The 21318-nt window shown below is 63.2% G+C and carries 20 protein-coding genes and 1 tRNA gene; 6 read left to right on the forward strand and 15 right to left on the reverse strand.

Going from position 1 to position 21318, the window contains the following annotated elements; genetic code table 11:
• Positions 1-116: 116 nt before the first annotated feature.
• Positions 117-572, reverse strand: coding sequence for a peptidylprolyl isomerase (locus AQZ49_RS11270; RefSeq protein ID WP_067615619.1), 456 nt, complete (start codon positions 570-572; stop codon positions 117-119).
• A 382-nt stretch (positions 573-954) separates the two neighbouring features.
• Here AQZ49_RS11270 and AQZ49_RS11275 point away from each other — a divergent pair, with 382 nt between their 5' ends.
• Positions 955-1347: a DUF1489 domain-containing protein gene (locus AQZ49_RS11275; protein WP_067615621.1), complete on the forward strand. Its 393-nt coding sequence runs from the start codon at positions 955-957 to the stop codon at positions 1345-1347.
• On the opposite strand, the gene AQZ49_RS11280 is transcribed toward AQZ49_RS11275, so the two are convergent.
• Positions 1242-2177 (reverse strand): type 1 glutamine amidotransferase, encoded by a 936-nt coding sequence (locus tag AQZ49_RS11280; RefSeq protein ID WP_067615623.1) that lies wholly within the window; start codon positions 2175-2177, stop codon positions 1242-1244. The two genes, AQZ49_RS11275 and AQZ49_RS11280, sit on opposite strands and share 106 nt — an antisense overlap.
• Entirely contained in the window at positions 2177-3226 is a 1050-nt protein-coding gene (locus AQZ49_RS11285) for an AraC-like transcriptional regulator QhpR (protein ID WP_067615625.1), read from the reverse strand. The genes AQZ49_RS11280 and AQZ49_RS11285 overlap by 1 nt, the downstream gene beginning before the upstream one ends.
• 208 nt (positions 3227-3434) lie before the next feature.
• Here AQZ49_RS11285 and AQZ49_RS11290 point away from each other — a divergent pair, with 208 nt between their 5' ends.
• The 3 genes from AQZ49_RS11290 (at position 3435) to AQZ49_RS11300 (ending at position 7634) form a co-directional block, all read left to right on the forward strand.
• Positions 3435-4607, forward strand: a complete 1173-nt coding sequence (locus AQZ49_RS11290) for an MFS transporter (RefSeq protein ID WP_156428265.1) — start codon at positions 3435-3437, stop codon at positions 4605-4607.
• Between the two features lie 154 nt (positions 4608-4761).
• On the forward strand, positions 4762-7059 hold the full coding sequence (locus tag AQZ49_RS11295; protein WP_067615629.1) for a TonB-dependent receptor: 2298 nt from the start codon (positions 4762-4764) through the stop codon (positions 7057-7059).
• Between the two features lie 176 nt (positions 7060-7235).
• On the forward strand, positions 7236-7634 hold the full coding sequence (locus tag AQZ49_RS11300) for a hypothetical protein (RefSeq protein WP_067615631.1): 399 nt from the start codon (positions 7236-7238) through the stop codon (positions 7632-7634).
• A 281-nt stretch (positions 7635-7915) separates the two neighbouring features.
• On the opposite strand, the gene AQZ49_RS11305 is transcribed toward AQZ49_RS11300, so the two are convergent.
• Together AQZ49_RS11305 and AQZ49_RS11310 are read right to left on the reverse strand one after the other, a co-directional pair.
• On the reverse strand, positions 7916-8911 hold the full coding sequence (locus tag AQZ49_RS11305; protein WP_067615633.1) for an AraC family transcriptional regulator: 996 nt from the start codon (positions 8909-8911) through the stop codon (positions 7916-7918).
• 39 nt (positions 8912-8950) lie between these two features.
• On the reverse strand, positions 8951-9838 hold the full coding sequence (locus AQZ49_RS11310; protein WP_067615635.1) for a fumarylacetoacetate hydrolase family protein: 888 nt from the start codon (positions 9836-9838) through the stop codon (positions 8951-8953).
• A gap of 128 nt (positions 9839-9966) precedes the next feature.
• Between AQZ49_RS11310 and AQZ49_RS11315 the strand changes: the two genes are divergently transcribed.
• Both AQZ49_RS11315 and AQZ49_RS11320 read left to right on the forward strand, forming a co-directional pair.
• Positions 9967-10770 (forward strand): acetoacetate decarboxylase family protein, encoded by an 804-nt coding sequence (locus AQZ49_RS11315; RefSeq protein ID WP_067615637.1) that lies wholly within the window; start codon positions 9967-9969, stop codon positions 10768-10770.
• Positions 10771-10980: 210 nt separating this feature from the next.
• Positions 10981-11409 (forward strand): DoxX family protein, encoded by a 429-nt coding sequence (locus AQZ49_RS11320; RefSeq protein WP_067615639.1) that lies wholly within the window; start codon positions 10981-10983, stop codon positions 11407-11409.
• A gap of 70 nt (positions 11410-11479) precedes the next feature.
• Here AQZ49_RS11320 and AQZ49_RS11325 read toward each other — a convergent pair whose 3' ends face one another.
• The 10 genes from AQZ49_RS11325 to AQZ49_RS11370 all read right to left on the reverse strand — a co-directional run bounded on the left by AQZ49_RS11325 (position 11480) and on the right by AQZ49_RS11370 (position 21184).
• Positions 11480-11854, reverse strand: a complete 375-nt coding sequence (locus tag AQZ49_RS11325; RefSeq protein ID WP_067615641.1) for a c-type cytochrome — start codon at positions 11852-11854, stop codon at positions 11480-11482.
• Between the two features lie 12 nt (positions 11855-11866).
• Positions 11867-12334, reverse strand: coding sequence for a group I truncated hemoglobin (locus AQZ49_RS11330; RefSeq protein ID WP_067615644.1), 468 nt, complete (start codon positions 12332-12334; stop codon positions 11867-11869).
• Positions 12335-12356: 22 nt separating this feature from the next.
• Positions 12357-13298 (reverse strand): DUF3034 family protein, encoded by a 942-nt coding sequence (locus AQZ49_RS11335; protein ID WP_067615646.1) that lies wholly within the window; start codon positions 13296-13298, stop codon positions 12357-12359.
• A 302-nt stretch (positions 13299-13600) separates the two neighbouring features.
• Entirely contained in the window at positions 13601-14044 is a 444-nt protein-coding gene (locus AQZ49_RS11340) for a universal stress protein (protein WP_067615648.1), read from the reverse strand.
• A 132-nt stretch (positions 14045-14176) separates the two neighbouring features.
• Positions 14177-14353 (reverse strand): CsbD family protein, encoded by a 177-nt coding sequence (locus AQZ49_RS11345; RefSeq protein ID WP_067615650.1) that lies wholly within the window; start codon positions 14351-14353, stop codon positions 14177-14179.
• Positions 14354-14400: 47 nt separating this feature from the next.
• Positions 14401-14703 (reverse strand): hypothetical protein, encoded by a 303-nt coding sequence (locus AQZ49_RS11350; RefSeq protein WP_067615651.1) that lies wholly within the window; start codon positions 14701-14703, stop codon positions 14401-14403.
• A 1094-nt stretch (positions 14704-15797) separates the two neighbouring features.
• A tRNA-Thr gene (locus AQZ49_RS11355) sits at positions 15798-15873 on the reverse strand.
• Positions 15874-15935: 62 nt separating this feature from the next.
• Complete coding sequence (locus AQZ49_RS11360) at positions 15936-17819, reverse strand: AMP-binding protein (RefSeq protein ID WP_067616075.1); 1884 nt, start codon at positions 17817-17819, stop codon at positions 15936-15938.
• A 155-nt stretch (positions 17820-17974) separates the two neighbouring features.
• Positions 17975-19687 carry an MFS transporter gene (locus tag AQZ49_RS11365; RefSeq protein ID WP_067615653.1) on the reverse strand — a complete coding sequence of 571 codons (1713 nt, stop codon included), beginning with the start codon at positions 19685-19687 and terminating at the stop codon, positions 17975-17977.
• A gap of 57 nt (positions 19688-19744) precedes the next feature.
• Positions 19745-21184, reverse strand: a complete 1440-nt coding sequence (locus AQZ49_RS11370) for a porin family protein (protein WP_067615655.1) — start codon at positions 21182-21184, stop codon at positions 19745-19747.
• Between the last annotated feature and the right edge of the window lie 134 nt (positions 21185-21318).

Here is a 21318-nt window from a genome sequence, read left to right on the forward strand (position 1 = left end):
AAGGGGACTGTCCCCTTATGCCGCTGCCCCCTGCAATACGACTTATACCTCAGTCTAATAAAGTTTTTTGTAGCCGCATGCTCCCCGATCGGGTGACCGGGGAGCACCGCAACCGATCAGGCGGCGACGACGCTCGCCTTGTTGATCACGCCCGGCTTGGCCGGCGGTTCGCCCTTGGGCAGCGCGTCGATATGTTCCATGCCGCTTTCTACCTCGCCCCACACGGTATATTGCCGGTCGAGGAAGCGCGCGTCGTCAAAGCAGATGAAGAACTGGCTGTTGGCCGAATGCGGCGCCTGGGTGCGCGCCATCGAACAGATCCCGCGCACGTGGGGCACGTCGTTGAATTCGGCCTTCAGATCGGGCTTTGACGAACCGCCCATGCCGGTGCCGTCGGGGCAGCCGCCCTGCGCCATGAAGCCGGGGATCACGCGGTGGAATTTCACCCCGTCATAGAACCCTTCGTTCGCCAGTTCCTTGATCCGTTCGACATGGCCGGGCGCCTTGTCGGGGAACAGGCGGATCACCACGTCGCCCGAATCGAGCGAGAACACCAATTTTTCTTCGGCCATTGCAACGGTCCTTCCATCAATTTGCGGCTGATATAGGGCGTCTGCCGCCATTGTCGATGCTAGGCCGTAAACTCATAAACCGCACCATCGAGGTTTGGCCCAGAAGGCCCAGCACAAGGCGGATAGGCGCAGGAATAGTGGTTCTATTTCCAGCCTATCCAACGCAGGGATGGGCCTTCTGGGCCAAATCCCTGCGGGACGCCAAAATGGCTGCCATCTCGAACAAAAATGCGCTTGCAAAGGCAACCAGCCTTCGCCGCGCGCATTTTCGCCCGATATGTTTGCCATTTTGGCGCCTCGATGGTGCGGTTTATGAGTTTACGGCCTGACTTGCGCCAGCGGGCACCTTCCCTTTGGACGCCGGGCACCCTAGATCGGTGACATGCCGCTCAACATGACCAAAGTCGCCTATGGCGCGCAATCGCTCGAAGAAGTTCACGGCTGGTTCCAGACGCGCGGCGAACGCGCGCACCTGACCACGCGCAACATGCCGCGCCGCCATGCCGAAATGATCGGCGGTTCGGTCTACTGGATTCTCAAGCACCAACTGGTCGCACGTTCGGAAATCCTGGGTTTTGCCGAAGCCCCCGACGGACGCACCGAAATCATCATTTCCGGCCGGCTGATCGATGTCCACCCGCGCCCGCGCCGCGCGCACCAGGGCTGGCGCTATCTGGAACAGGCCGACGCGCCCGCCGATCTGGCCTCTGGCGAAAGCGCCGACATGCTGCCCCCGCAAATGGCCAGCGAGCTGGCGCGGCTGGGACTGGCCTGAAGCACTTCGGTTTCGATCCAGGCGATGATCTCCGCCGCGCGGCGGCGATCGTCAAGAATGTCGTCATCGATACCCAGTTGCCAGGCCAGATCGGCGCGCGTGTGGTCGGCGTGGAGCGCCTCCAGCTTGTCGTTGTGCGCGGCAATCGCGGCATGGTCGGCAAAAAAGCCTTGCGCGATCATGTCGTCCTCATCCAGCCGATTGAGCTGTGCGATCTGCGCCAGATCGAATTCGGGGTGATATTGCACCGCCCACACCGTGCTTTTACCCAGCGGGATCAAGGCCGCCTGCACCGCGCTGTGGCCGTTGGTGGCCAACAGCGTGGCGCCCGGGGGCAACACCGCGACTTCGTCATAATGGATGCAGGGCGCATCGAACACCGGGGTCTTCGCCGCGAACATCACATGGGCAAGCCCTGCGGGCGTGACCGCAATCTTGCGCGCCAGGCCGACTTCCCGTCCGCGCGGGGATCGGGCAACAGTCCCGCCTGCCGCGACCGCCGCAATCTGCAACCCCCAGCACGAGCCAAAGATCGGCAGGCCGTGCTCTGCGGCAGCGACCATCAGCGCAATCTGGCCGGTCACCGCCGGATCTCCATCATAGGCATGGAGCGCCGACCCCGTGATCACCAGCCCGGCATAGTCGTGCCACTGGCGCCCCGGTGGCAGGCCCTCGCCCGGATCGGCAGCATAGGCCACGTCGAGCACCAGATCGGGGAAATGCGCATGGATCGCCTGCGCATAGATCTCGCTCGACCAGCGCACGCCGCGGGTGCGCGCCAGCGCGCGGCGATCGGCGGGGTTGCCCTCAAGCAGCAGCAGGCGGGCCATCAGTGCGCGGTCTTTGCCATGCGCGCGCGCCAGGCCTGTGGCGAAACCCCGCTCCAGCGGTGGAACGCGCGGGTGAAATTGCTGTGTTCGGCATAGCCCAGCCGCAACGCAATTTCGGCAATCGACAGATCGGGCCGGGTGCGGAATTCGAACAGCGCCTGGCGCATGCGGCATTCGTCGAGCACTTCCTGGAACGAACTGCCCTCGTCGGCCAGCTTGCGACGCATCGTCCGGCTCGACATGCCGATTTCGCGCGCGATGCGTTCCTGTTCGATCGGGCGGCAATTCATGTCGCGCCACACCACTTGCGCCAGCCGTTCGACCAGCGGGGTGGCGCGGCGGCGTTCGACAATCGCGCGGTTGACCTGGCTCAGGTCGTTCGACGGGCGTTCCACCGGCAGCGCCAGATCGAGCATCGCGGCCGGAAACCGGATCTGGTTGGTATCGCCGCCGAAACTGCACGGCGCGTTCAGCACTTTGCCGATATCGCCGCGCATTTCATGGGCTTCGGCCTCGAACGCGAATTCCACTTTGTCCCACGCCCCGCGCGTGCCGCGCCGGATGATCTGCGCCACGATGCCCAGCGTGAACATCGCATCATGGTGGCGCGGCCAGATATCGGGATCGAGAATGCGATAGCTGACGCTGGCCATGCCCTCTTCGTGATCGAGCGTCATCTCGGTGCAATCCTGCAGCACCACGAACAGATCAACCAGCCGCCGCAGCGCCGGGCCGACGCGGGTGGCGCCCAGCACCGGTTCGCCAAGGCCACCGCCCAGCGTGCCCAGATCGAACCGCATGCCTGCCGCCCAGGGAATCGCCACGTCGCGCGCGCGGGCCACCACACCTTCGGAAAAGCGCACGAATTCGGCCAGCGGGATCGACGGCCGGCTGATATCGCACGGCAGGGTATCGCGCAGCGCATGAATTTCGGGAACGTGCGCCGCGTCGACCAGCCCGTCCCAGCCGTTGAGCGCGCTGGCATGAACCTGGCTGGCCGTGTTGCGGCCCAATTGGGCGCGCGGCGGCGCCATCGTGATGTCCGGCATGCGAATCTCCCCAGAATCGCGTTCAATCGCGTTATGGATGAACGGTATCGCAAGTGGGGCGATGCGAATTGATCATAAATATCATATCTTGATATTTTAAGTCACCCCACACAAAAGGAAGCTGGCGCCTTGGCCATTTGAGACAAGCCCGGACCGGTGCATGATGCCAGACCAGGGTTGGGGAAATATCATCGGGACAATGGCGCACATGGCACAAGAACAGCAACGACGGCGCGAGATCAACGTCAACGGCTGGCCGGCAATCGTCAGCGCGATCGCGCTCGGCACGATCGGGGTGCTGTCGTTCATCATCCAACCGGGCATCGTCCAGGGCTACGTCGAACATCTTCACGTGTCGGACGCGCGCGCGGTCGATCTGGTCGGGCTGGAAATGCTCGGCGTGGCGCTGGCGACGATTTTCATGGCGCTGGTGGGCACGCGCATCGACTGGCGCGCCATCGTCGCCGCCGGTCTGCTGATTGCCGCTGGCGGCGATCTCGCCTCCGCGCTGGCCAGCCACGCACCCGCGTTCGGCTGGCTGCGCCTGATCGCCGGATTTGGCGAAGGCATGATCATCTCGATCAGTTTCACATTTGTCGGCATCACCGCCAAGGCCGAACGCAATGTCGCGCTCTATCTCGTGCTGTTGCTCAGCTATGGCGCATTCGGGCTGTGGTATCTGCCGGTGATCCTCGACCGGATCGACATCGGCGGTCTGTTCATCGTGTTTGCCGCGCTGTCGACGCTGGCACTGATCGCCGTGCTGTTTGTGCCGCATGGCTATGGCGCGGCGGAACTGGCGCGACCCGGCGTGCGCCAGTTGCCGACGGCGCTGCTGGCGGTCGCGCTGATGGCCGTGCTGGCCTACAACATCGCGCAGGGCATCGCCTGGGCGGTGCTGTTTCTGGTCGGCACCAGCGCGGGGATCACCGAGCAGGTGGTCGCCAATGCGCTGTTCCTGTCGCAAGCGATGGCGGTGGCGGGCGCGCTCGCCTCGGTCATGCTGGCCGATCGCATCCCGCGCGATGTGGCGATCGCCGGGGGCATCCTGGGCGGCGCGGCCAGCATCGCGCTGCTGCTGGGATCGCCCGGCGTCCTGCTGTTCACGCTCGGGGTGTGCGGGTTCAACATCCTGTGGAACTTTGTCCTGCCGTTCATCCTTGGCCGGATCGGCGATTTCGATGCCAGCGGGCGGATGATGTCGTTTGCGGTGGCGATGCAGATGATCGGTCTGGGCGGCGGCCCGCTGATCGCCGCGCCGCTGATCGACGGCAAGGGGTTCCGCACGGTCGAACTGGTGTGCATTGCGCTGTTCCTGATCAGCTTTGTCCTGCTGCGCATTCCCACGCTGGCGCATCGGCGGCTGCACGCGGCGGCGTGAACCGCGCGCAATCGACAACGGCGGCCGATTTGGCCGCATCTGGCAAGAGCAGACCGCAAACTCGCCGCATGGTGTGATCACGGGCCGCACATAAGCGGCCGATCGGTAGCGCCCGCCAAGGGCTGTGCCAATCATGCGGGGAGTTATTTGCATCATGGCAATCAGAGGGATTTGTTCCACCCGGGTCGCGGCACTCGCGCTGGCCATCGGCATCATGCCCCATGTCGCCAGGGCCGCCGAGGCGACAGCGCCCGCCGCCACCACGCCCGAAGTCGGCGAAATCGTCGTGACCGCGCAGAAACGCGAACAAAGTGCCCAGAAAATCGGCATCGCCGTGACCGCCCTGGGCAAGGACACGCTGGCCGCGATCGGACGACAGGATGTGACCGCGCTGGCCGGGCATGTGCCCGATCTGGAGGTCAACCAGTATTCGCCGACGATCACCGTGTTCAACATCCGCGGCGTGTCACAAAACGATTTCACCGACGCACAGGAAGCGCCGATCGCGTTCTATGACGACGAAGTCTATGTCGCCTCGCTGGGTGCGATCACAGGCATGAACTTCGATCTCGACCGCGCCGAAGTGCTGCGCGGGCCGCAGGGCACGCTGTTCGGCCGCAACGCCACCGGCGGGCTGGTCCAGTTTGTGTCGGCCAAACCCAGTGCCCGGCCCGAGGCATTTGTGACGCTGACCACCGGCTCCTACGGCCAGGTCGCCACCGAAGGCGCGATCAGCGGGCCCTTGTCCGATGCCATCCGCGCGCGGTTTTCGTTCACCACCAACGATTCGGGCGGCTATATCCAGAACACGCAAGGGCCCAGCCTTGGCAACAACAAGTTCTATGGCCTGCGTGGCCAGATCGCCGCGGACCTGAGCCCGGCGGACAAACTGGTGATCAAGATCCAGACGCTGCGCAACGATCACGAACGCGACGCCGGGCTCTACTCCTGGGCAGCGGCCTATCCCGATCCCAACAACCACAATCTGGGCACATTTGCCGCGCAACTGCCCAATTTCAATCCGGGGGCCTATTTCGGCACCAGTGCCGTCAATGGCGAAGATGCCAATGGCTATGAAAACAAATCGGGCAGCCCGTTCATCCAGAGCGAGGACCGCGTGCCCTATTTCAACCGCACGTTCTGGGACGTCAGCGCGCGCTACACCCACGATTTCGGTTGGGGCGCGCTGGATTCGGTCACCGATTACCAGCACCTGGGCAAGGACTATGGCGAAGATTCGGACATGTCGCCCAACGATGCGTTCAATTACGACACGCATCAGCACTTGTACCAGATGTCGCAGGAATTGCGCCTGTCGGGCAAGACCGCCGCGCTCAACTGGGTGACCGGGCTCTATGCCATGAACATTCACACCGCCAACCAGTACCAGGTCAACAGCCCGACCACCGCTTTTCCGGGGATCGGGCTGCTCAATTACGGCGGCACGCAAAACACCGATTCGCTGGCGGCCTTTGCCCAGGGCGAATATGCGGTCACCCCGACCGTCTCGCTGATCGGCGGCCTGCGCTATTCGCACGACCGCAAGCATATCGAATTCCAGGATTACGAAAACGGCGTGCTGCAGTTCGACTGGGCGACCACGTTCCCCGATGTCGCCGCCTTGCGCTTTGCCACGTTCAACAACTGGTCGGGCAAGGCCGAAATCGACTACAAGCCCGACAGCAACACGCTGGTCTATGCCTCGGTCAACCGGGGCACCAAGGCGGGCGGGTTCGGCACCGTATCCTCACCGGGCCCCTATACCGACAACCCCGCCGTTTCGTCCGCAACCGGATCGCCGCTGGTGCAGTCGATCCCGTTCGGGCAGGAAGTGCTGACCAACTGGGAAGGCGGGTTCAAGCTGAGCCTGTTCAACCACACCACCCATTTCAACGGGTCGGCGTTTTTCTACAACTATCAAGGCTATCAGGCGTTCCAGAACGTCGGGGTCAACCAGTACATTTCCAACCACCAGGCCTTTGAACACGGCGCCGAGTTCGAATTCAATACGCGGCCCGTGACCGGGCTCTATATCGGCACTTTCGCCACGTTCCTGTCGACCAAAGTCAAGGATATCGCGCTGCCCGACGGCACCCTGGCCGATCGCAAGCTGCCTCAGGCGCCCGGATTTTCGCTGGGCTGGAACGTGCATTACCAATTCCCGGTCGGCCCCGGCCAACTGGGCCTGGGCACCGACTGGAAATACGAATCGGGCAGCTATTTCGAAACCAACAACGCGCCCGACGATTACGAACCAGGCCGCACCCTCGGCAATGTGCGGGTGACGTATGCCGTGCTCGACGGAAAGCTGGAATTCGCAGGGTTCCTCAACAACGTCACCGACAAGCTGTACCGCGTCTACAACCTCGATCTGTCGGGCCTGCTCGGCGCGACCAACCAGACTTATGCCAAACCGCGCACCTGGGGTGTCAGCGTCACCGTGCGGTACTGATTACCCATCACATTCCACCCTGGGGGCGTGCCGGATTGTCCGGCGCGCCCCTTTTTTCGCGCGCCCGTTTTTCATCGCGGCGCAACCGGTCGTTCACCAGTTGCTGCTAAGGCTGTGCTCTGGCCGGGCAAGATGCCGCCCGTTGCAGGCCCTGCCCTGGCATCGAAGGCCGATCGATGTCCGAAGACAGTTTTTTCCTCGAATGCGACCGCATTTCGCAAGCCGTCGATGCCGTGCAATACGAGCGCATGCGCTGGGCCAAGACCGAGGGCCCGATGCTGGCCCGGCTGGTTGAACTGGCGCAAGCCGCGATTGCCGAACGCAGCGAATTCGAATGGACCGAAGAAGGCGCCACCAGCGACATCAAGCGGTTTGTGCTCAAAGTGCACAGCAACCGGGTGGCCGGGCTGGTGCTGTGGCTCGACCAGGGCCATGCCATGGCCACCATCGAGGAAATCGGCCGCAGCCGCTATGGCGTGACCCCCGGCGATCCGATCCGCGCCGATTTCGCGCTGGTCGACGAGGCATGGATGGCCGCGACCTTGCAGGCGCTGTTTGCCCGCATCCGGTTTTGATCGTTCACGCCCTTAGAGCGTCCTGCGACAAGTCTGTAACACCGTGATTGCTCTGGAAAGCCCCGTGGGGAGGCGCGTCGCGCAGCGCGGGCTGGTTGCCCCGTGCAAGCGACGCAACGCTGCCAAGGAGCTTTCCAGAGCAACCCCTTCGGGGCGGGCCGCTTTTGGCCCATTGCGGCGTCGAGGTGGCTTGAAATATTCCCGATATTCCTGCGCCATCCCTCCTTGCACTGGGCCAAAATCGGCTCCGTCACGGTGTTACAGATTTATCGCAGGACGCTCTAATCCCGACTTTCCCTCGGACTGCGCCCGAAATGGCGTGAAAAAGCCCGGCTGAAGCTGGCGCTTTCGGCATAGCCGACCGCCAGCGCGACATCGGCCACGCTGCGGCCGGTTTCGCGCAACATGCGCTGCGCGGCGGCCATGCGGTGATCATCGAGCAACGTGCGCCAACTCGTGCCGGTCGCGCGCAGGCGGCGGTGGAGCGTGGGGAGCGACAGGCCCAGCCGCATGGCCACGGCGGCGATCTGCGGCGGGGTGTCGAGCGGGGCGTTGGCAATGATGGCCCGGATGCGATCGGGCAGGCTGCCCTCGTCGCCGCTGTGGGCCCGGCGACGCAAGTGGTCTTCCATGATCGGGTGCAGCACCGGGCTGAGCACCCGGCCGCGATGGCGCAGTGTATCGGCCGAAAACGCGATCAGATTGGTGGCCTGTTCAAAGAACACGTCGCAGCCGAAATAATCGCGGTAGACCCCATAGGCCCCGGCGCGTTCGTGTTCGAACCGCACTTCGCTCAGTTCGATTGCGCCGCCGGTATATTGCCGCGCCAGGCTGAACATCGCGCTGATCGAATATTCCGCATCCTGGCGGCGCAGCGGCAGGCCGGGATCGACCACGCGATATTCGAACATCGCCCGATCGCCCTCCACCACAAAGCGATTGCGCGATGCCTGCTGCATGGTGTCGAGATAGCGGGTGAAACTGGCGAACGCGGTGGCCAGATCGGGCGCGCTGAGAAACAGGAAACTGAGCGGCCCGATGCTGTCGGACCCGACCAGCCGCCCGGCATGAAGGCCGAACGACGGATTGCGCGCCAGCTCTGCCGCGCGCTCGAAGAACACCAGAAACTGTTTGAGCGGAATTTCGGTATCGGCGCCTTCGATCGCATCGCGGTCGAGCCCGAGTTCGGCCAGCAATCCGCCCGCCGACCGCCCCGTCAGTTCAAGGCAATTGGCCACATGGCGCAGGAATTGTGCCGCAATGACGGGTTCGGCCATCGCGGCACAATGCGGCGGCACCGGGCCGCGATCAAGCGATCACTTGTCCTCGACCGCGGATTCGTAGTGCGCCGCACCCGCGCCACGCGCCGCGCGGTGCCCGCGAAATTCCCAGTCGCCGCCCATCGCGGTCGAGATCACTTCTTCGGATTCGGTTGGCTGCGCGCCGCAATCGTCGCGGATCGGGGTCGGCCCGTGGACGATGGTGTTCGACAGGCGGCCCAGCCCCTCAACCTCGACTTCGACCACGTCGCCGGGCTGCACCGGACGGCTGTTGGCCGGCGTGCCCGACAACAGCACGTCGCCCGGTTCCAGCGTGATCGTGCGCGCGATGTCGGCCACCAGATAATGCATGTCCCATTCCATCTCGCGGGTGTTGCCTTCCTGGCGCACCTCGCCGTTGACATAAGTGCGGATGGTCTTGTCGCGGAAATCCCAGCCGGTGACGAGGCCGGGGCCGATCGGGCACAGCGTGTCCGAGCCCTTGACGCGCAGCATCGATCCGGCATCGGTGTCGCGGAAATCGTGCAAGCCGTAATCGTTGGCCACGCTGTACCCGGCGATGAAGTCGCCTGCCTCATCGGGCGCGATGTTGCGGCAGGTGCGCCCGATCACGATGGCAATTTCGCCTTCGTAATTCAGCCATTTGCAGCGTTCGGGGCGGACCACCGCGCCTTTGTGCGTGTTGAGCGCGGTCAGCGGTTTCTGGAAATAGGTGGGGGCGGGCGGCAGTTTGGTGATAAATTCGCGCACCCGGCTGATATAGTTGAGGTGGACGCAGATGATCTTTGACGGGTTGACCGGCGCCAGATGCACCGCCTCGTCCACGCCCACGCTGCGCCCGTCGCGGGTCACCAGTTCATCGCCATGGCGCGTGGCCAGGATCGGATAGCCATCGAGCAGGATGCGGCGGTATTCGACAGTCATGGGGGGGAATCCTTTCGTTCGTAGCCGTGTCATACCCTGCGATGTGGCGCGCTGGCTTTGGCCGTTGCGGCCAAGCTTGGCACGATCAATCGGCTAGAACACAGCCACACACCATGCGAGGCAGTTTGATGAGCGATCTTAAGGGCCTGTTCTACCCGCGCACCCCCACCGGCAAGGCCAGCATCGTGCCACCGGTGCCCTGGCACTATTCGGGCGAACTGATCACGCTGGAATACCGCACCGACCCGGCGAAGATCGCCGCACTGTTGCCCGACGGCTTTACACTGGCCGATGAAGACCCCGGCGCGGTCGCCGCGATCTGGGCCGACTGGCAATCGACCAGCGACGATCCGGCGCAGATCCTCGATCCAGTGCGCGTGCAGTACAAGGAAATGTTCATCGTCGTGCGCTGCAAGTACCAGGGCAAGACGTGGTCGCGCTGTGTCTATATCTGGGTCGACAAGGAATTCGCGATGCTGCGCGGGCAGCATCAGGGCTATCCCAAAAAACTGGGATCGATCCACATGAGCCGCCCGGTCGTGGTGGGCAAGGCCGGGCCCCGGCTGGCCCCCGGCGGCACGTTCGGCGTGACGCTGGCGGCCAATGACCGACGGCTGGCCGAAGGCCGCTTCACGATCACCGGCACGGCGGAAAAGCCCGGTTTTGTCAACGGATTGCCGATGGTGCACAATCGCTGGCTGCCCGCCATTGAAACCGATGGACGGCAAAGCCTCGACGAAGTGGTGACGATGTCGAGCTATGACGTCGATTTCGGACGCTGCTTTACCGGCGATTTCGACCTCGCCTATTTCGATTCGCCAGTCGAGGAACTGCTCGACATCGCTCCGCACGAAAAGATCGCCGGATATTGGCACGAAGTCGGCGTGTCGTGGCGCGCGGGCACCACGCTGGCCCGTAACAATCTGGCCTGATATGGACTCAAGAGTCTGATCGGAAATTCCGGCTTTGCCGAAATTTCCGAAGGCCGCACCGGCCCGCTCCCCCACCTGACCACCCACGTAAGTATACGGTATTGGGTGGTCGGGTGGGGGAGCGGGCCGGTGCGGCCTTCAAAATTCGCTATTTCGCGAATTTTGTATCAGACTCTCAGGGACGCCCCCCGTCCAAAAGGCCAGTATTCGATGACCGAGCCGCTGTCTGCCCGCGCCCGCCGGGGCCGCACAATCCTGCGCTGGGTGCTGGTGGTGTTCTATGCGCTGGCAGGCTGGCTGCATCTGCACAGCGCGCACAGCTTCGAACAGATCGTGCCGCCCTGGGTGCCCTGGCCGCACGCGGTCGTGCTGGCCACCGGGATGGCCGAACTGCTGGGCGCGGCGGGGTTGATCATCACGCCGGTGCGCCGCGCGGCGGGCATCGGGCTGGCGGCCTATGCGCTGTGCGTGTGGCCGGCCAATTTTTACCACGCCTTTGCCCATGTCGCGATCGACGGCGTGGCGCTGGGCTGGGGCTATCACGCGCCGCGCCTGCTGTTTCAGCCCGTGCTGATCTGGGCGGCGCTCTATGCCGGCGAAGTGGCCGGGTGGCCCTTTGCGCGGCGGCGCCACGCCTGATTATCGTGCCACAGGATCTGGGGTAATCCTGTGGCACGCCCTTCGCGGTTTGCGACCCGAAGGGAACCGGTTACTGCCCGGATTGCGCCTTGAGATACGCGATGATCGCGGCACGGTCGGCGGCATTGGGCACCACAAGAACCATCCGCGTGCCCGGCACCATCTTTTGCGGCCCCTGCAACCAGCGATCCAGCGTGCCATCGTTCCACACGATATCGGCCGCCTTCAGCGCGGACGAATAGGCATAGCCCGGCACCTGCCCGGCGTGGCGACCATAGACTCCGCGATGCAGCGGCCCGACACGGTTGGTATCGAGCGCGTGGCATGTGCTGCACCGCGCCTGCCACAGCCGGGCACCCGGTGCGACATCAGGAGAAGAGGCGGCGGCCCCGGAGATCAAGGCCGCCGCCATGAACAGGCATGCGACAACGAGGGAATTGTGCATACCGGCGCATCCTTATTTGGCGATGATATCGCGGTGCATCGGCGCCAGCGCGGCCACCAGGCGATTTTGCGCGCTGAACGGAATGCCGCGCTTGTTCATCGCGATCTGCAATTCCTCGACCAGCGCATAGAAATTGCCTTCGCGGATGTTCAGCCCGCGATGCGATTCCGCCATCGTGCGCCCATCATACGTGCACGGCCCGTGCAGCACGACGCAGAACTGCTTGACCAGCAAGTCCTTGATCCGCGCCTGATCGGCATGTTCGAAAAACGGGCGGGTGCGCGGATTGACCAGCCAGCGGTTCATCGCATCGTCGATCAGCGCGGTCAGCCCCGGCTTGCCGCCGAACTGGTCGAACAGATGCTCGTTGTCGGTGATCACCGGCAGCGTGGGATAGTGCGGCTTGATCGAGGGATCGCCCAGGGCGGGCTCGGTAACGGGCGCGGCGGTCAGCGCCAGCGCAACGAACAATGAAATCATCGCAAACAGTCCTTTGTGACGGTCAGAAACCGAATTGCAGCGAAAGATAGCCGGCGTGCTGGGTACGCAGCGCGATCTGGCCCAGATCGACATAGGCCGCGGTGACCGAGACATGGCGGTTCAGCGCATAGGCAGTGAACACGTCCCACGCGGTCTGTTCGCGGAACGTCGTCCCGCCCAGCGTGCCTTCCAACTGGTTAGGCTTGGTGCGCACTTCGCCGCCAAACGCCAGCTTGCGCGTGATCAGATAGGCGGCCGAACCTTCGAATTCGGCCTTCAGCGCCTGATCGGTGTGGCCCAGCCCGCCAAAGCCCAGAATGCCGTACTGGTTGGCATCGGTCAGGCGCAGCGTCGCGTTGAGCAGCAGGTTTTCCGACAGCAGCAGCTTGGTCGCGGCCACATAGTAATCGGTGCCCGACCGTTTCAGCCCCAGCGCGCCGCCAACGACGGTGGTATCATCGTTGATCTTGTGTTCAGCGCCCACCGCGATCTGCGGCAACAGGCTGTTCTGATCGAGCACGGCATCGCCGATCAGCCGCACTTTGGCGCCGATGATCGTCTGGCTGATGATGAAATTGTTGCCCAACCCCAGCAGCGCGCCGGTGCTGCGCAGATCGAAATTCTGCCGCGCCAGCGACACTTCGACCCGGTTGAACAGATTGACCGACGCGCCATAGGCCAGCAGATGATAGTCGGTCGTGCCCACCGCCGTGGCAAACGCCTGCATCCCCACTTCATCGCGCGTGCCATAGCCGCCGATCAGCGCCCACGGCACCAGCCCGCCACCGCCCGCGCCTTCGATCGTGGAAACCCCGCCGGTCAGCAGCAGCCGCCCGCCGGTTTCGATCATCGGCGCATGGTCGCCCGGTGCATCGGTGCCCGCGCCTGCGGGCATGTCGGCCGCGCCATCGCCTGCCGCGGCCGCGCTGGCAGCCAGCGCCGGGGCGCTATCGGCATAGGCCATCGGCGCCCACGCGCATCCTGCAGCCGCAATACAGACCGCAAGCGCGATCCGGTGCCTCATAAAATCCGTCATTCTGGTCTGCTCCCCTCATAAACGGAGCATTACCGGCAATCCATTCCCGTATTTGCGCGCATTGATCGGCAAGTCCTGCCCAACACCATGCGCAAAATAGGTCGTGAATACTGCCGACAATACTCCCCCAACGGCACCGACAATGGTATCGGGCCGCGCATGAGAACGGTTTCAAACCGTTCGCGACAATTACGTCGCGGGGCAGGCCTGCGGATGCAGGATGTCGTAAATTATTTTTCGGCAGCGCGATCGCGCGCCACCAGCACGCTGCACGGCATCCCGCCGAGCAGATGCGCGCCCACCGATCCTTCGATCCAGCGCGCCAGCAGGCCTTTGTGGCTGTGCCCGACGACGATCAGATCCGCCTTGGCCGCCTGGGCATAGGCGATGATTTCGCGCGCGGGTTCGCCATCACGGATCGCCGTCTGGACCGGGTGGTCCCGCTGGCCCAGCGCGTGTGCCGCATCGGTAACGGTTGCCTGCAGGATCTGGCGTTCGCTTTCCAGCAGGTCGATCGGCACGATTGCCGGATCGAGCAACAACCCGCCCGATGAAACGACAATCCCCAGCACATGCAATTGCGCGTGGCACACCCGCGCCAGATCCCCGCCCTGGCGCAGGGCAATCGCCCCCGCATCGGTGCCGTCAAAGGCCACCACAATCGTCTGATACATTCCGGTTTGTCCTGATTTTGCGAGCATCATGCGCCATGGCGGCAGTGCGCGGCTTGCCACCGTCGCACCGCCGCCATCATGCCGTTGCCGTCATGTCGTTGGCGTCATGTCGTGGCTGTCATGGCGTTGCCGTCATGGTTTGTCGCGCAGCACATCCTTGGCCCCGCCGATCGCGTTCTGGATTTTTCCGGCAGCTTTGTCCGCCGCGCCTTCGGCCTGCAACTTGGCATCGCCGGTCACTTTGCCGACCGCTTCTTCAATGGCGCCCTTGACCTGCTTGGCCGCGCCGCGAATTCTGTCTTTGTCCATTGTCTATGCTCCGGTGGGTGGCAACGCCGTCAGTCGAGTTGCGGTGATCAGGGTGCGCGATGCGCATGGGCGGGGCCGCGATTGGTGCAGCCATCGCGCAAAGTCCGTGTGCAAACCGGATAAGTCTTGCCCATCGCCGCAGCGGGCGGCGGTGTCAGCGCGCCCGCATAAGGCCCGCCGTGATACGCCGGATCAGCAGGCAGGGCAGGCGCCACCGTGCTTTCAGCAGTAACCGGATCGGGCGGATTGGCCTGCTGCGCCGCCTGACCCGTCCCCTGCCCCAGGGCAGGCACCGCCAGAACGCCAAGCGAAAGCGACATCACGACCCGGGCAAACACAGCAGCGCGCATGGCGGCGTTCCTTTGTCGGCTCCCCGGCGCATCAACACGCCGAACCGTCAACCACCCCTAGCGCCCGCAGATTGCCCGACCAGCATCGGAATATACGTGGCCCACATGCCGTATGTACGACATCGAAGCTTTCCGCCAAGGTTGAGGAGCCTTAACCCGATGTCCATCAAACGGGCAGCAGCCCATATTTAGCGATAATAAATGGAAACTCGTATTTTTCAGAGCGTGTAAAATTTTTGAAAGCGGTTGAAAAATAACCACCAATCGATTCATAGAATTTTTCTTAAAAATCTCGATAATAGTCTACTAAAAATTATTAATTTTTATAATGGTCGTAAAAATATCAACATCTTTCGTATTATTTTTTGGATGGATATTTAATATGGCTAACGTTATTTCATTGTTATTGCTAATAATTATATTGATTTCTAAATTTTTTAGAAACACAGCCGTGGGATACATCATACACGACAATGTCGTTAAGCCTCTGGCGAGAAAAATTGAATCAAATGATCGCGCAAAATTGCTATATTTTTTTGCATTATGTGGGATAATCATATTCGGCGGAGAAATTATAGTTCTGACCGGCGGGTTTGATGCAGCTATAATACTGGCTTGGCACCTTTCTATATATATTGATGCCATTATAATTGGAGTATTTCTATCAACAATAGCTATATTCAAAATCTCTATTGATATCGTAAAAATCAAATTACGCGTTTTTATTTCTTACTTTATAAGTACAAAATAATCATTCCTTCGAAGTGCTATTAAACGCTCATTATCATGTTTCGGCCGCCTGACTGGTCTAATTGACCGTCATATTGTGCTTTTGACCAATGGTTCACGTGACCCGTGGGCGTTCAAACAAACCCATATCCCATTCGCACCCACGCGCTCCGGTCATCCTGCTCCCCTCATTCCGCAGGAATATGGGCCAGCCGAGATCATGGGCGAAGGCCGGGCTTGAATTCAGCACTTGACAGACGAGGCTCCGGCAAGGCCAGAATTTGCCGCGTAATGCCTATGTGATGTCAAGCCATGCCCATGAAGCTATTTCAGCTCCAGATGCCTCACCTAAGTTATTGAAAAGGTGGTGCCGCTTAGAGGATTCGAACCTCTGACCCCATCATTACGAATGATGTGCTCTACCGACTGAGCTAAAGCGGCGCGCCGTTGGCGTGGAAAGGGCCCTTAGCGGGGGGCGGGCCGGGTTGCAATGGGGATTGTGGCTAGGCTTGGGCGGTCTGGCGCATGGCGGCGATGATCTGTGCGGGCACGGCGGGGTCTTCGATGGTGGGGGGGATGGGGGTGTCTTCGCCGTTGGCGATTTTTCGCAGCAGGTTGCGCAGGGTCTTGCCGCTGCGGGTTTTGGGCAGCGCGGGCACGATGAACGCGGTTTTCAGCGCGGCGACCGCGCCCAGTTCGCGGCGGACGCTGGCGATCACCGCGTGGTGGAGCGCGGCGTGGTCGCGCATGTCGGCGCGGGGCACCACATAAGCGACCGGGATCATGCCCTTGATCGCATCGTCGGCGCCGATCACCGCGCATTCGGCCACGCCGGGCGTGGCGGCAACGATCTGTTCCATCTGGCCGGTGGACAGGCGATGGCCCGCGACATTGATGATATCGTCGGTGCGTCCCATGATATGGACAAAGCCCTGATCGTCGATAAAGCCCGCGTCGCCGGTTTCGTACCAGCCGGGGAACGCGGCGAAATTCCTGGCATAGGCCACCGGGTTGTTCCACAGCGTGCGGAAAGCACCAGGTGGCAGCGGGGCGGCAATCACCACCGCGCCGCTGGTGCCGGCGGGCACGGGCACGCCCGTTTCGTCAAGCACGGCAAAGCGATAGCCAGGCACCGGAAAGCCCGCGCTGCCCCGCAGACGGCGCCGGTCGCCCAGCCCCAGGCACGTCGCAGTCGCGGGCCAGCCCAGTTCGGTCTGCCACCAGTGATCGATCACCGGCAGGCCGCTGTGCGTCTCCAGCCAGCCGATCGTATCGGGATCGGCGCGCTCGCCGGCCAGAAAGATCGCCCGGCACGGCCCGGTGCCGATCGCGTGGAGCAGCGCGGCATCGGGGTCTTCCTTGCGGATGGCGCGGATGGCGGTGGGCGCGGTGAACAGGCATTTCACCCCGTGGCGCGCGATCACCCGCCAGAATGTGCCCGCATCGGGCGTGCCGACCGGCTTGCCTTCGAACAGCACGGTGGTCGCGCCCACCAGCAGCGGGGCATAGACGATATAGCTGTGCCCGACGACCCAGCCGACGTCGCTCGCCGCCCAGAACACGTCGCCCGCGCCGATGTCGAAAATATGCGCCATCGACCAGGCCAGCGCCACGGCATGGCCGCCATTTTCGCGCACCACCCCCTTTGGCGTGCCGGTGGTGCCGGAGGTATAGAGCACATAGAGCGGGTCGTCCGAGGCCACTGCCACCGGCGCGGGAACCGGATCATGCGCGGTGGCGGCGCGCAAGACGGCCCAGTCCAGATCGCGCCCCGGCACCAGGTCGGCCCCCAGCCGGTCGCGTTGCAGCAGCAGCACGTGCGCCACCGGATGATCGGCCAGCCGCAGCGCCTCATCCACCATCGGTTTGTAGGCGACCGTGCGTGTGCCCTCGATCCCGCAACTGGCGGTCAGCACGAGTTTTGGCGCGGCATCATCGATGCGCTTGGCCAGTTCCAGCGGGGCAAAGCCGCCGAACACCACCGAATGGATCGCCCCCAGCCGCGCGCAGGCCAGCATGGCGAACACCGTTTCGGGGATCATCGGCATATAGAGGATCACCCGGTCGCCACGCCCCACGCCGAGCGAGGCCAGCATCGCGGCAACCCGGCCAACCTCTTCACCCAACTGGTCATAGGTGAACCGGCAGACGGTATCGGTAACCGGGCTGTCGTGGATCAGCGCCAGCGCGCCTCCCCGCCCCGCCGCGATGTGGCGGTCGATCGCGTTGTAACAGGTGTTGAGCGTCCCGCCGGGGAACCAGCCGGCCTGATCGTCCCACGTCGCGGCGGGCGCGGTGGTCCAGTCGATGGCGCGCGCCGCCTGCGCCCAGAAAGCCCGGGGCTGGTCCATGCTGTCTTGCCACGCCTGGCGATAGGCCCCGCTCATCCCGCTCTCCTGCATATCCCGCCCACCCGTTTGCGTTTGGCGCAATCTGGCCCAGTTTGCCGCGGCGGGCGAGAGCGACTTTTGGCGGATAGGCAAACGAAAGGGGCATGCGGGCAGAACGCGCCAGTCCTGCCCGTTGCTGTCGTGATGGTCGATCAACCGTCGATCGCGCGGCGGAACGTTTCCGGCAGGAACAGCGCGCCAAGGACGGCCGTGCCCGCCGCAACCACCACCGGATACCACAGGCCATAGAAGATATCGCCGTTGGCCGCGACCATGGCAAAGCTGATCGCCGGAAGCAACCCGCCCAACCAGCCGTTGCCGATGTGATAGGGCAGCGACATCGCCGAATAGCGGATCCGGCTGGGGAACAGTTCCACCAGCAGCGCCGCGATCGGGCCATAGACCATGGTGACCAGGATCACGAGATAGAACAGGATGGCCACCACCAGCGGCTTGTTGATCTTGTCCGGATCGGCCTTGGCCGGATAGCCGACAGTGGCCAGCGCGCCCTTCACCGCCGAGGCCGCGGCCACCGCCGGTTTGCCCACCACCGATGCGGTGAACGCGCCGATTGCCGCTTTCCTGGCATCACCCGAGACTTTGGCGGGATCGGGCGCGGTAAAGCTGGCGCTGCCCACGGTGATCGATGCCACTGTCCCGGCCGGGGCCGCCACGTTGCGATAATTCACCCCGGCCCTGGCCAGCATCGCCTTGATGATGTCGCAGCTTGTGGTGTCATAGCTTTTGCCGCCGACCGGATCGAACTGCGAATTGCATTCGCCGGGGTTGGCGATGACGGTCACCGGTGCGTTGGCCTGTGCGGCGGCCAGCGCTGGATTGGCGGCCGATGTCAGCAGGTGAAACGCGGGAAACAGCGTTGCCGCCGCCAGCACGTACCCGGCCAGGATCACCGGCTTGCGCCCGATCCGGTCCGACAGCGCGCCGAACACCAGATAGAACGGGCTGCCCAGCACGAGCGCCACCGCCAGCAGCACGTTGGCGGTCAACCCGTCAAGCTTCAGCATCTTTTCCAGGAACGTCATGACATAGAGCTGGCAGCCATAGAAAATCACCGCCTGCCCTGCGATCGCGCCAAAGAACGCGATGATCACCACGCGCAGATTGATCCACTGCCCGAATGCTTCGGTCAGCGGTGCCTTCGATCCGGTGCCTTCGGTCTTCATTTTCAGAAACACCGGCGATTCGTGCAGTTTCAGCCGCAACCACAAACCGATCGCCAGGAACAGGCCCGACAACAGATAAGGAACGCGCCAGCCCCATGCCTTGAACGCCTCTTCACCCACGCCGGTCACCGGCGAGCGCACCATGATCACGATCAGCAGCGCCATCGCCAGCCCCGCCGTGGCGGTGATCTGGATCCAACTGGTATAGAGCCCGCGCCTGTTGTCGGGCGCGTGTTCGGCAACATAGCTGGCCGCGCCGCCATATTCGCCGCCCAGCGCCAGCCCCTGCAGCATGCGCAGGCCCACCAGCATTGCCGGGGCGGCGACCCCGGCCGTCTTGTAAGTCGGCAGGCAGCCGACCAGAAATGTCGAGGCGCCCATCACCGACAAAGTGACAATGAACGTATAGCGCCGGCCGACCAGATCGCCGATGCGGCCAAACACCAGCGCGCCGAACGGGCGCACGATGAACCCCGACGCGAACACCAGCAAGGCCATGATATAGGATGTGGTGGGATTGAGCCCGGCCAGGAACTGCGACGCGATAATCGTCGTCAGCAGCCCATAGAGATAGAAATCATACCATTCGAACACCGTGCCCAGCGAGCTGGCGGTAATCACCAGCCGTTCGCTGCGGGTTACGGCGTGATGCTGGGGCAGATCGTCATACGTCGTTGCCATGGCGCACTCTCCTGATGCCCCGGCGGGCGCCGGGGCATGTTTGTTGTTCTGGTTTGTTTAGAACTTCACGCGGATGCCGGTGGTCAGGGTCACCTGGTTCTGGCTGCCCTGGGTGCCGTTGCCCGCACCGCCCTGATTGTCGGCAAAGCCCCAGGCCAGGCCATCTGTCACCACCGAATAATTCACCCCGGCATAGATATCGACATGCCTGATCACCGGCTTGTCGACCACCAGCGAAGCTTCGGAGAAATTGCCCGCGCACAGCAGACCGGCCGCGCTGCAATCGAGATTGTCGGTGCCGCCGGGGCCCAGCCCGATGGTCCACGCGGCCTGGTGGATGTGATAGAGCCCGGCCGACACCGACAGCCCCTGCGGATCGGTCCAGCGGGCGCCCAGCCACAGCACATTGTATTTGGCCGCCTGGTTGATGTTGATGCCGACACTAATGGGATAGGCGCCCTGGGCAGCCCCGCCGTTGTAATCGCCATGCGCCTTTTGCAGGTGGGTGTACCCGGCATAGAACGCCAGCTTTGACTTGCCGGGCAAAGCCAGCGTGTATTTGCCCATCACGTTGTACGAGATGTTGTCGGAAACGAACGCGGCCAGGCCGGCCGGCGGGCTGCCGGTAGTCGGCGCGGGACCATTGTCGAACGACGAGCGCAAGTTCACCGCGCCATCGACTTTGGCATAGAGCGCATCGATCTGCAGGCCGCCATGCGCCACGCCCACATCGGCAAACACCGTCTTGCCCAGCACGCCGGTATCGCGTCCGCCCACCGAATAGAGCGCACTGGCATGCACATCGCCCGCCGTGACACTGTATTGCACCGAATTGTCGAGACGGGTCGCCTGGGTCGAGCCGGCCCCGGCCTCGAACCCCGAATAGCCAAAGAACGAAAACGCCGGGCCCACCGTCTGCGGATCATACGTCGCCAGCGCAGTCTGCACCGGCGACAGCAGCCGCCCGACGATCAGCGTGCCATAGGCGTTGCTGGCGATCCCGCCATAGAGCACGCCGTTGATCGCCTGGCCGCAGCGGCTTGAATCGAAGTTGGCATTCTGGCCCTGCGGATTGGCCGGGGTGCCGACCCCGCTGTTTTCGGCCAGCGATTTGCACGCATCGCTCAATTCGCCCGACAACGGATTGAACGCGGTTTCCATCCGACCGACCACGGCAAACCCGCTGTCGCCCAGCTTTTCCGACAGCGCGAGCCCGATTTTCGACTGTTCGATGGCGTTTTCGGCCAGCGTGGTCTGCGGACCGGTGAAATTGCGCGTGGTGGTGAACGCCTGATATTCCAGCCCGCCGACCGACGCCCCGTTCAACGGCACGCCTTGGGATTGATAGGCAAGGCCCACATCGACGGTGGCAAAGATCGAAATGCCCGCCGCGACCGGGGTATCGGCATGGGCGATGGCGGAAAAGCCGACGGCAGCGGCCAGCATGGTGGTCGCACCCAGCACATCGCGGGCGGCACGCCCGACGCGATTGCGCATAATCCTCTCCTATATTTTCGTTGTCTTGTCTGAAATGTGAAGATGTCTGGCGCAAAGCGTCGACCCACCCCGGGCAACCGTTTGCGCCCCTCCTGTGTCGCTTGCCGGTCGCCACCTGCCCAGCCCGACCAAGG

Source organism: Novosphingobium sp. FSW06-99 (assembly GCF_001519065.1).
Taxonomy (GTDB): domain Bacteria; phylum Pseudomonadota; class Alphaproteobacteria; order Sphingomonadales; family Sphingomonadaceae; genus Novosphingobium.

Excerpts from the sequence above, each read along its gene's own strand:
- AQZ49_RS11360 (WP_067616075.1), bottom strand. The coding sequence starts at position 17,819 with ATGAGCGGGGCCTATCGCCAGGCGTGGCAAGACAGCATGGACCAGCCC.
- AQZ49_RS11285 (WP_067615625.1), bottom strand. The coding sequence starts at position 3,226 with ATGCCGGACATCACGATGGCGCCGCCGCGCGCCCAATTGGGCCGCAAC.
- AQZ49_RS11325 (WP_067615641.1), bottom strand. The coding sequence starts at position 11,854 with ATGCACAATTCCCTCGTTGTCGCATGCCTGTTCATGGCGGCGGCCTTG.
- AQZ49_RS11335 (WP_067615646.1), bottom strand. The coding sequence starts at position 13,298 with ATGGCCTATGCCGATAGCGCCCCGGCGCTGGCTGCCAGCGCGGCCGCG.
- AQZ49_RS11270 (WP_067615619.1), bottom strand. The coding sequence starts at position 572 with ATGGCCGAAGAAAAATTGGTGTTCTCGCTCGATTCGGGCGACGTGGTG.
- AQZ49_RS11305 (WP_067615633.1), bottom strand. The coding sequence starts at position 8,911 with ATGGCCGAACCCGTCATTGCGGCACAATTCCTGCGCCATGTGGCCAAT.
- AQZ49_RS11280 (WP_067615623.1), bottom strand. The coding sequence starts at position 2,177 with ATGGCCCGCCTGCTGCTGCTTGAGGGCAACCCCGCCGATCGCCGCGCG.
- AQZ49_RS11345 (WP_067615650.1), bottom strand. The coding sequence starts at position 14,353 with ATGGACAAAGACAGAATTCGCGGCGCGGCCAAGCAGGTCAAGGGCGCC.
- AQZ49_RS11370 (WP_067615655.1), bottom strand. The coding sequence starts at position 21,184 with ATGCGCAATCGCGTCGGGCGTGCCGCCCGCGATGTGCTGGGTGCGACC.
- AQZ49_RS11290 (WP_156428265.1), top strand. The coding sequence starts at position 3,435 with ATGGCACAAGAACAGCAACGACGGCGCGAGATCAACGTCAACGGCTGG.
- AQZ49_RS11300 (WP_067615631.1), top strand. The coding sequence starts at position 7,236 with ATGTCCGAAGACAGTTTTTTCCTCGAATGCGACCGCATTTCGCAAGCC.
- AQZ49_RS11340 (WP_067615648.1), bottom strand. The coding sequence starts at position 14,044 with ATGTATCAGACGATTGTGGTGGCCTTTGACGGCACCGATGCGGGGGCG.
- AQZ49_RS11275 (WP_067615621.1), top strand. The coding sequence starts at position 955 with ATGCCGCTCAACATGACCAAAGTCGCCTATGGCGCGCAATCGCTCGAA.
- AQZ49_RS11295 (WP_067615629.1), top strand. The coding sequence starts at position 4,762 with ATGGCAATCAGAGGGATTTGTTCCACCCGGGTCGCGGCACTCGCGCTG.
- AQZ49_RS11350 (WP_067615651.1), bottom strand. The coding sequence starts at position 14,703 with ATGCGCGCTGCTGTGTTTGCCCGGGTCGTGATGTCGCTTTCGCTTGGC.
- AQZ49_RS11320 (WP_067615639.1), top strand. The coding sequence starts at position 10,981 with ATGACCGAGCCGCTGTCTGCCCGCGCCCGCCGGGGCCGCACAATCCTG.
- AQZ49_RS11315 (WP_067615637.1), top strand. The coding sequence starts at position 9,967 with ATGAGCGATCTTAAGGGCCTGTTCTACCCGCGCACCCCCACCGGCAAG.
- AQZ49_RS11365 (WP_067615653.1), bottom strand. The coding sequence starts at position 19,687 with ATGGCAACGACGTATGACGATCTGCCCCAGCATCACGCCGTAACCCGC.
- AQZ49_RS11330 (WP_067615644.1), bottom strand. The coding sequence starts at position 12,334 with ATGATTTCATTGTTCGTTGCGCTGGCGCTGACCGCCGCGCCCGTTACC.
- AQZ49_RS11310 (WP_067615635.1), bottom strand. The coding sequence starts at position 9,838 with ATGACTGTCGAATACCGCCGCATCCTGCTCGATGGCTATCCGATCCTG.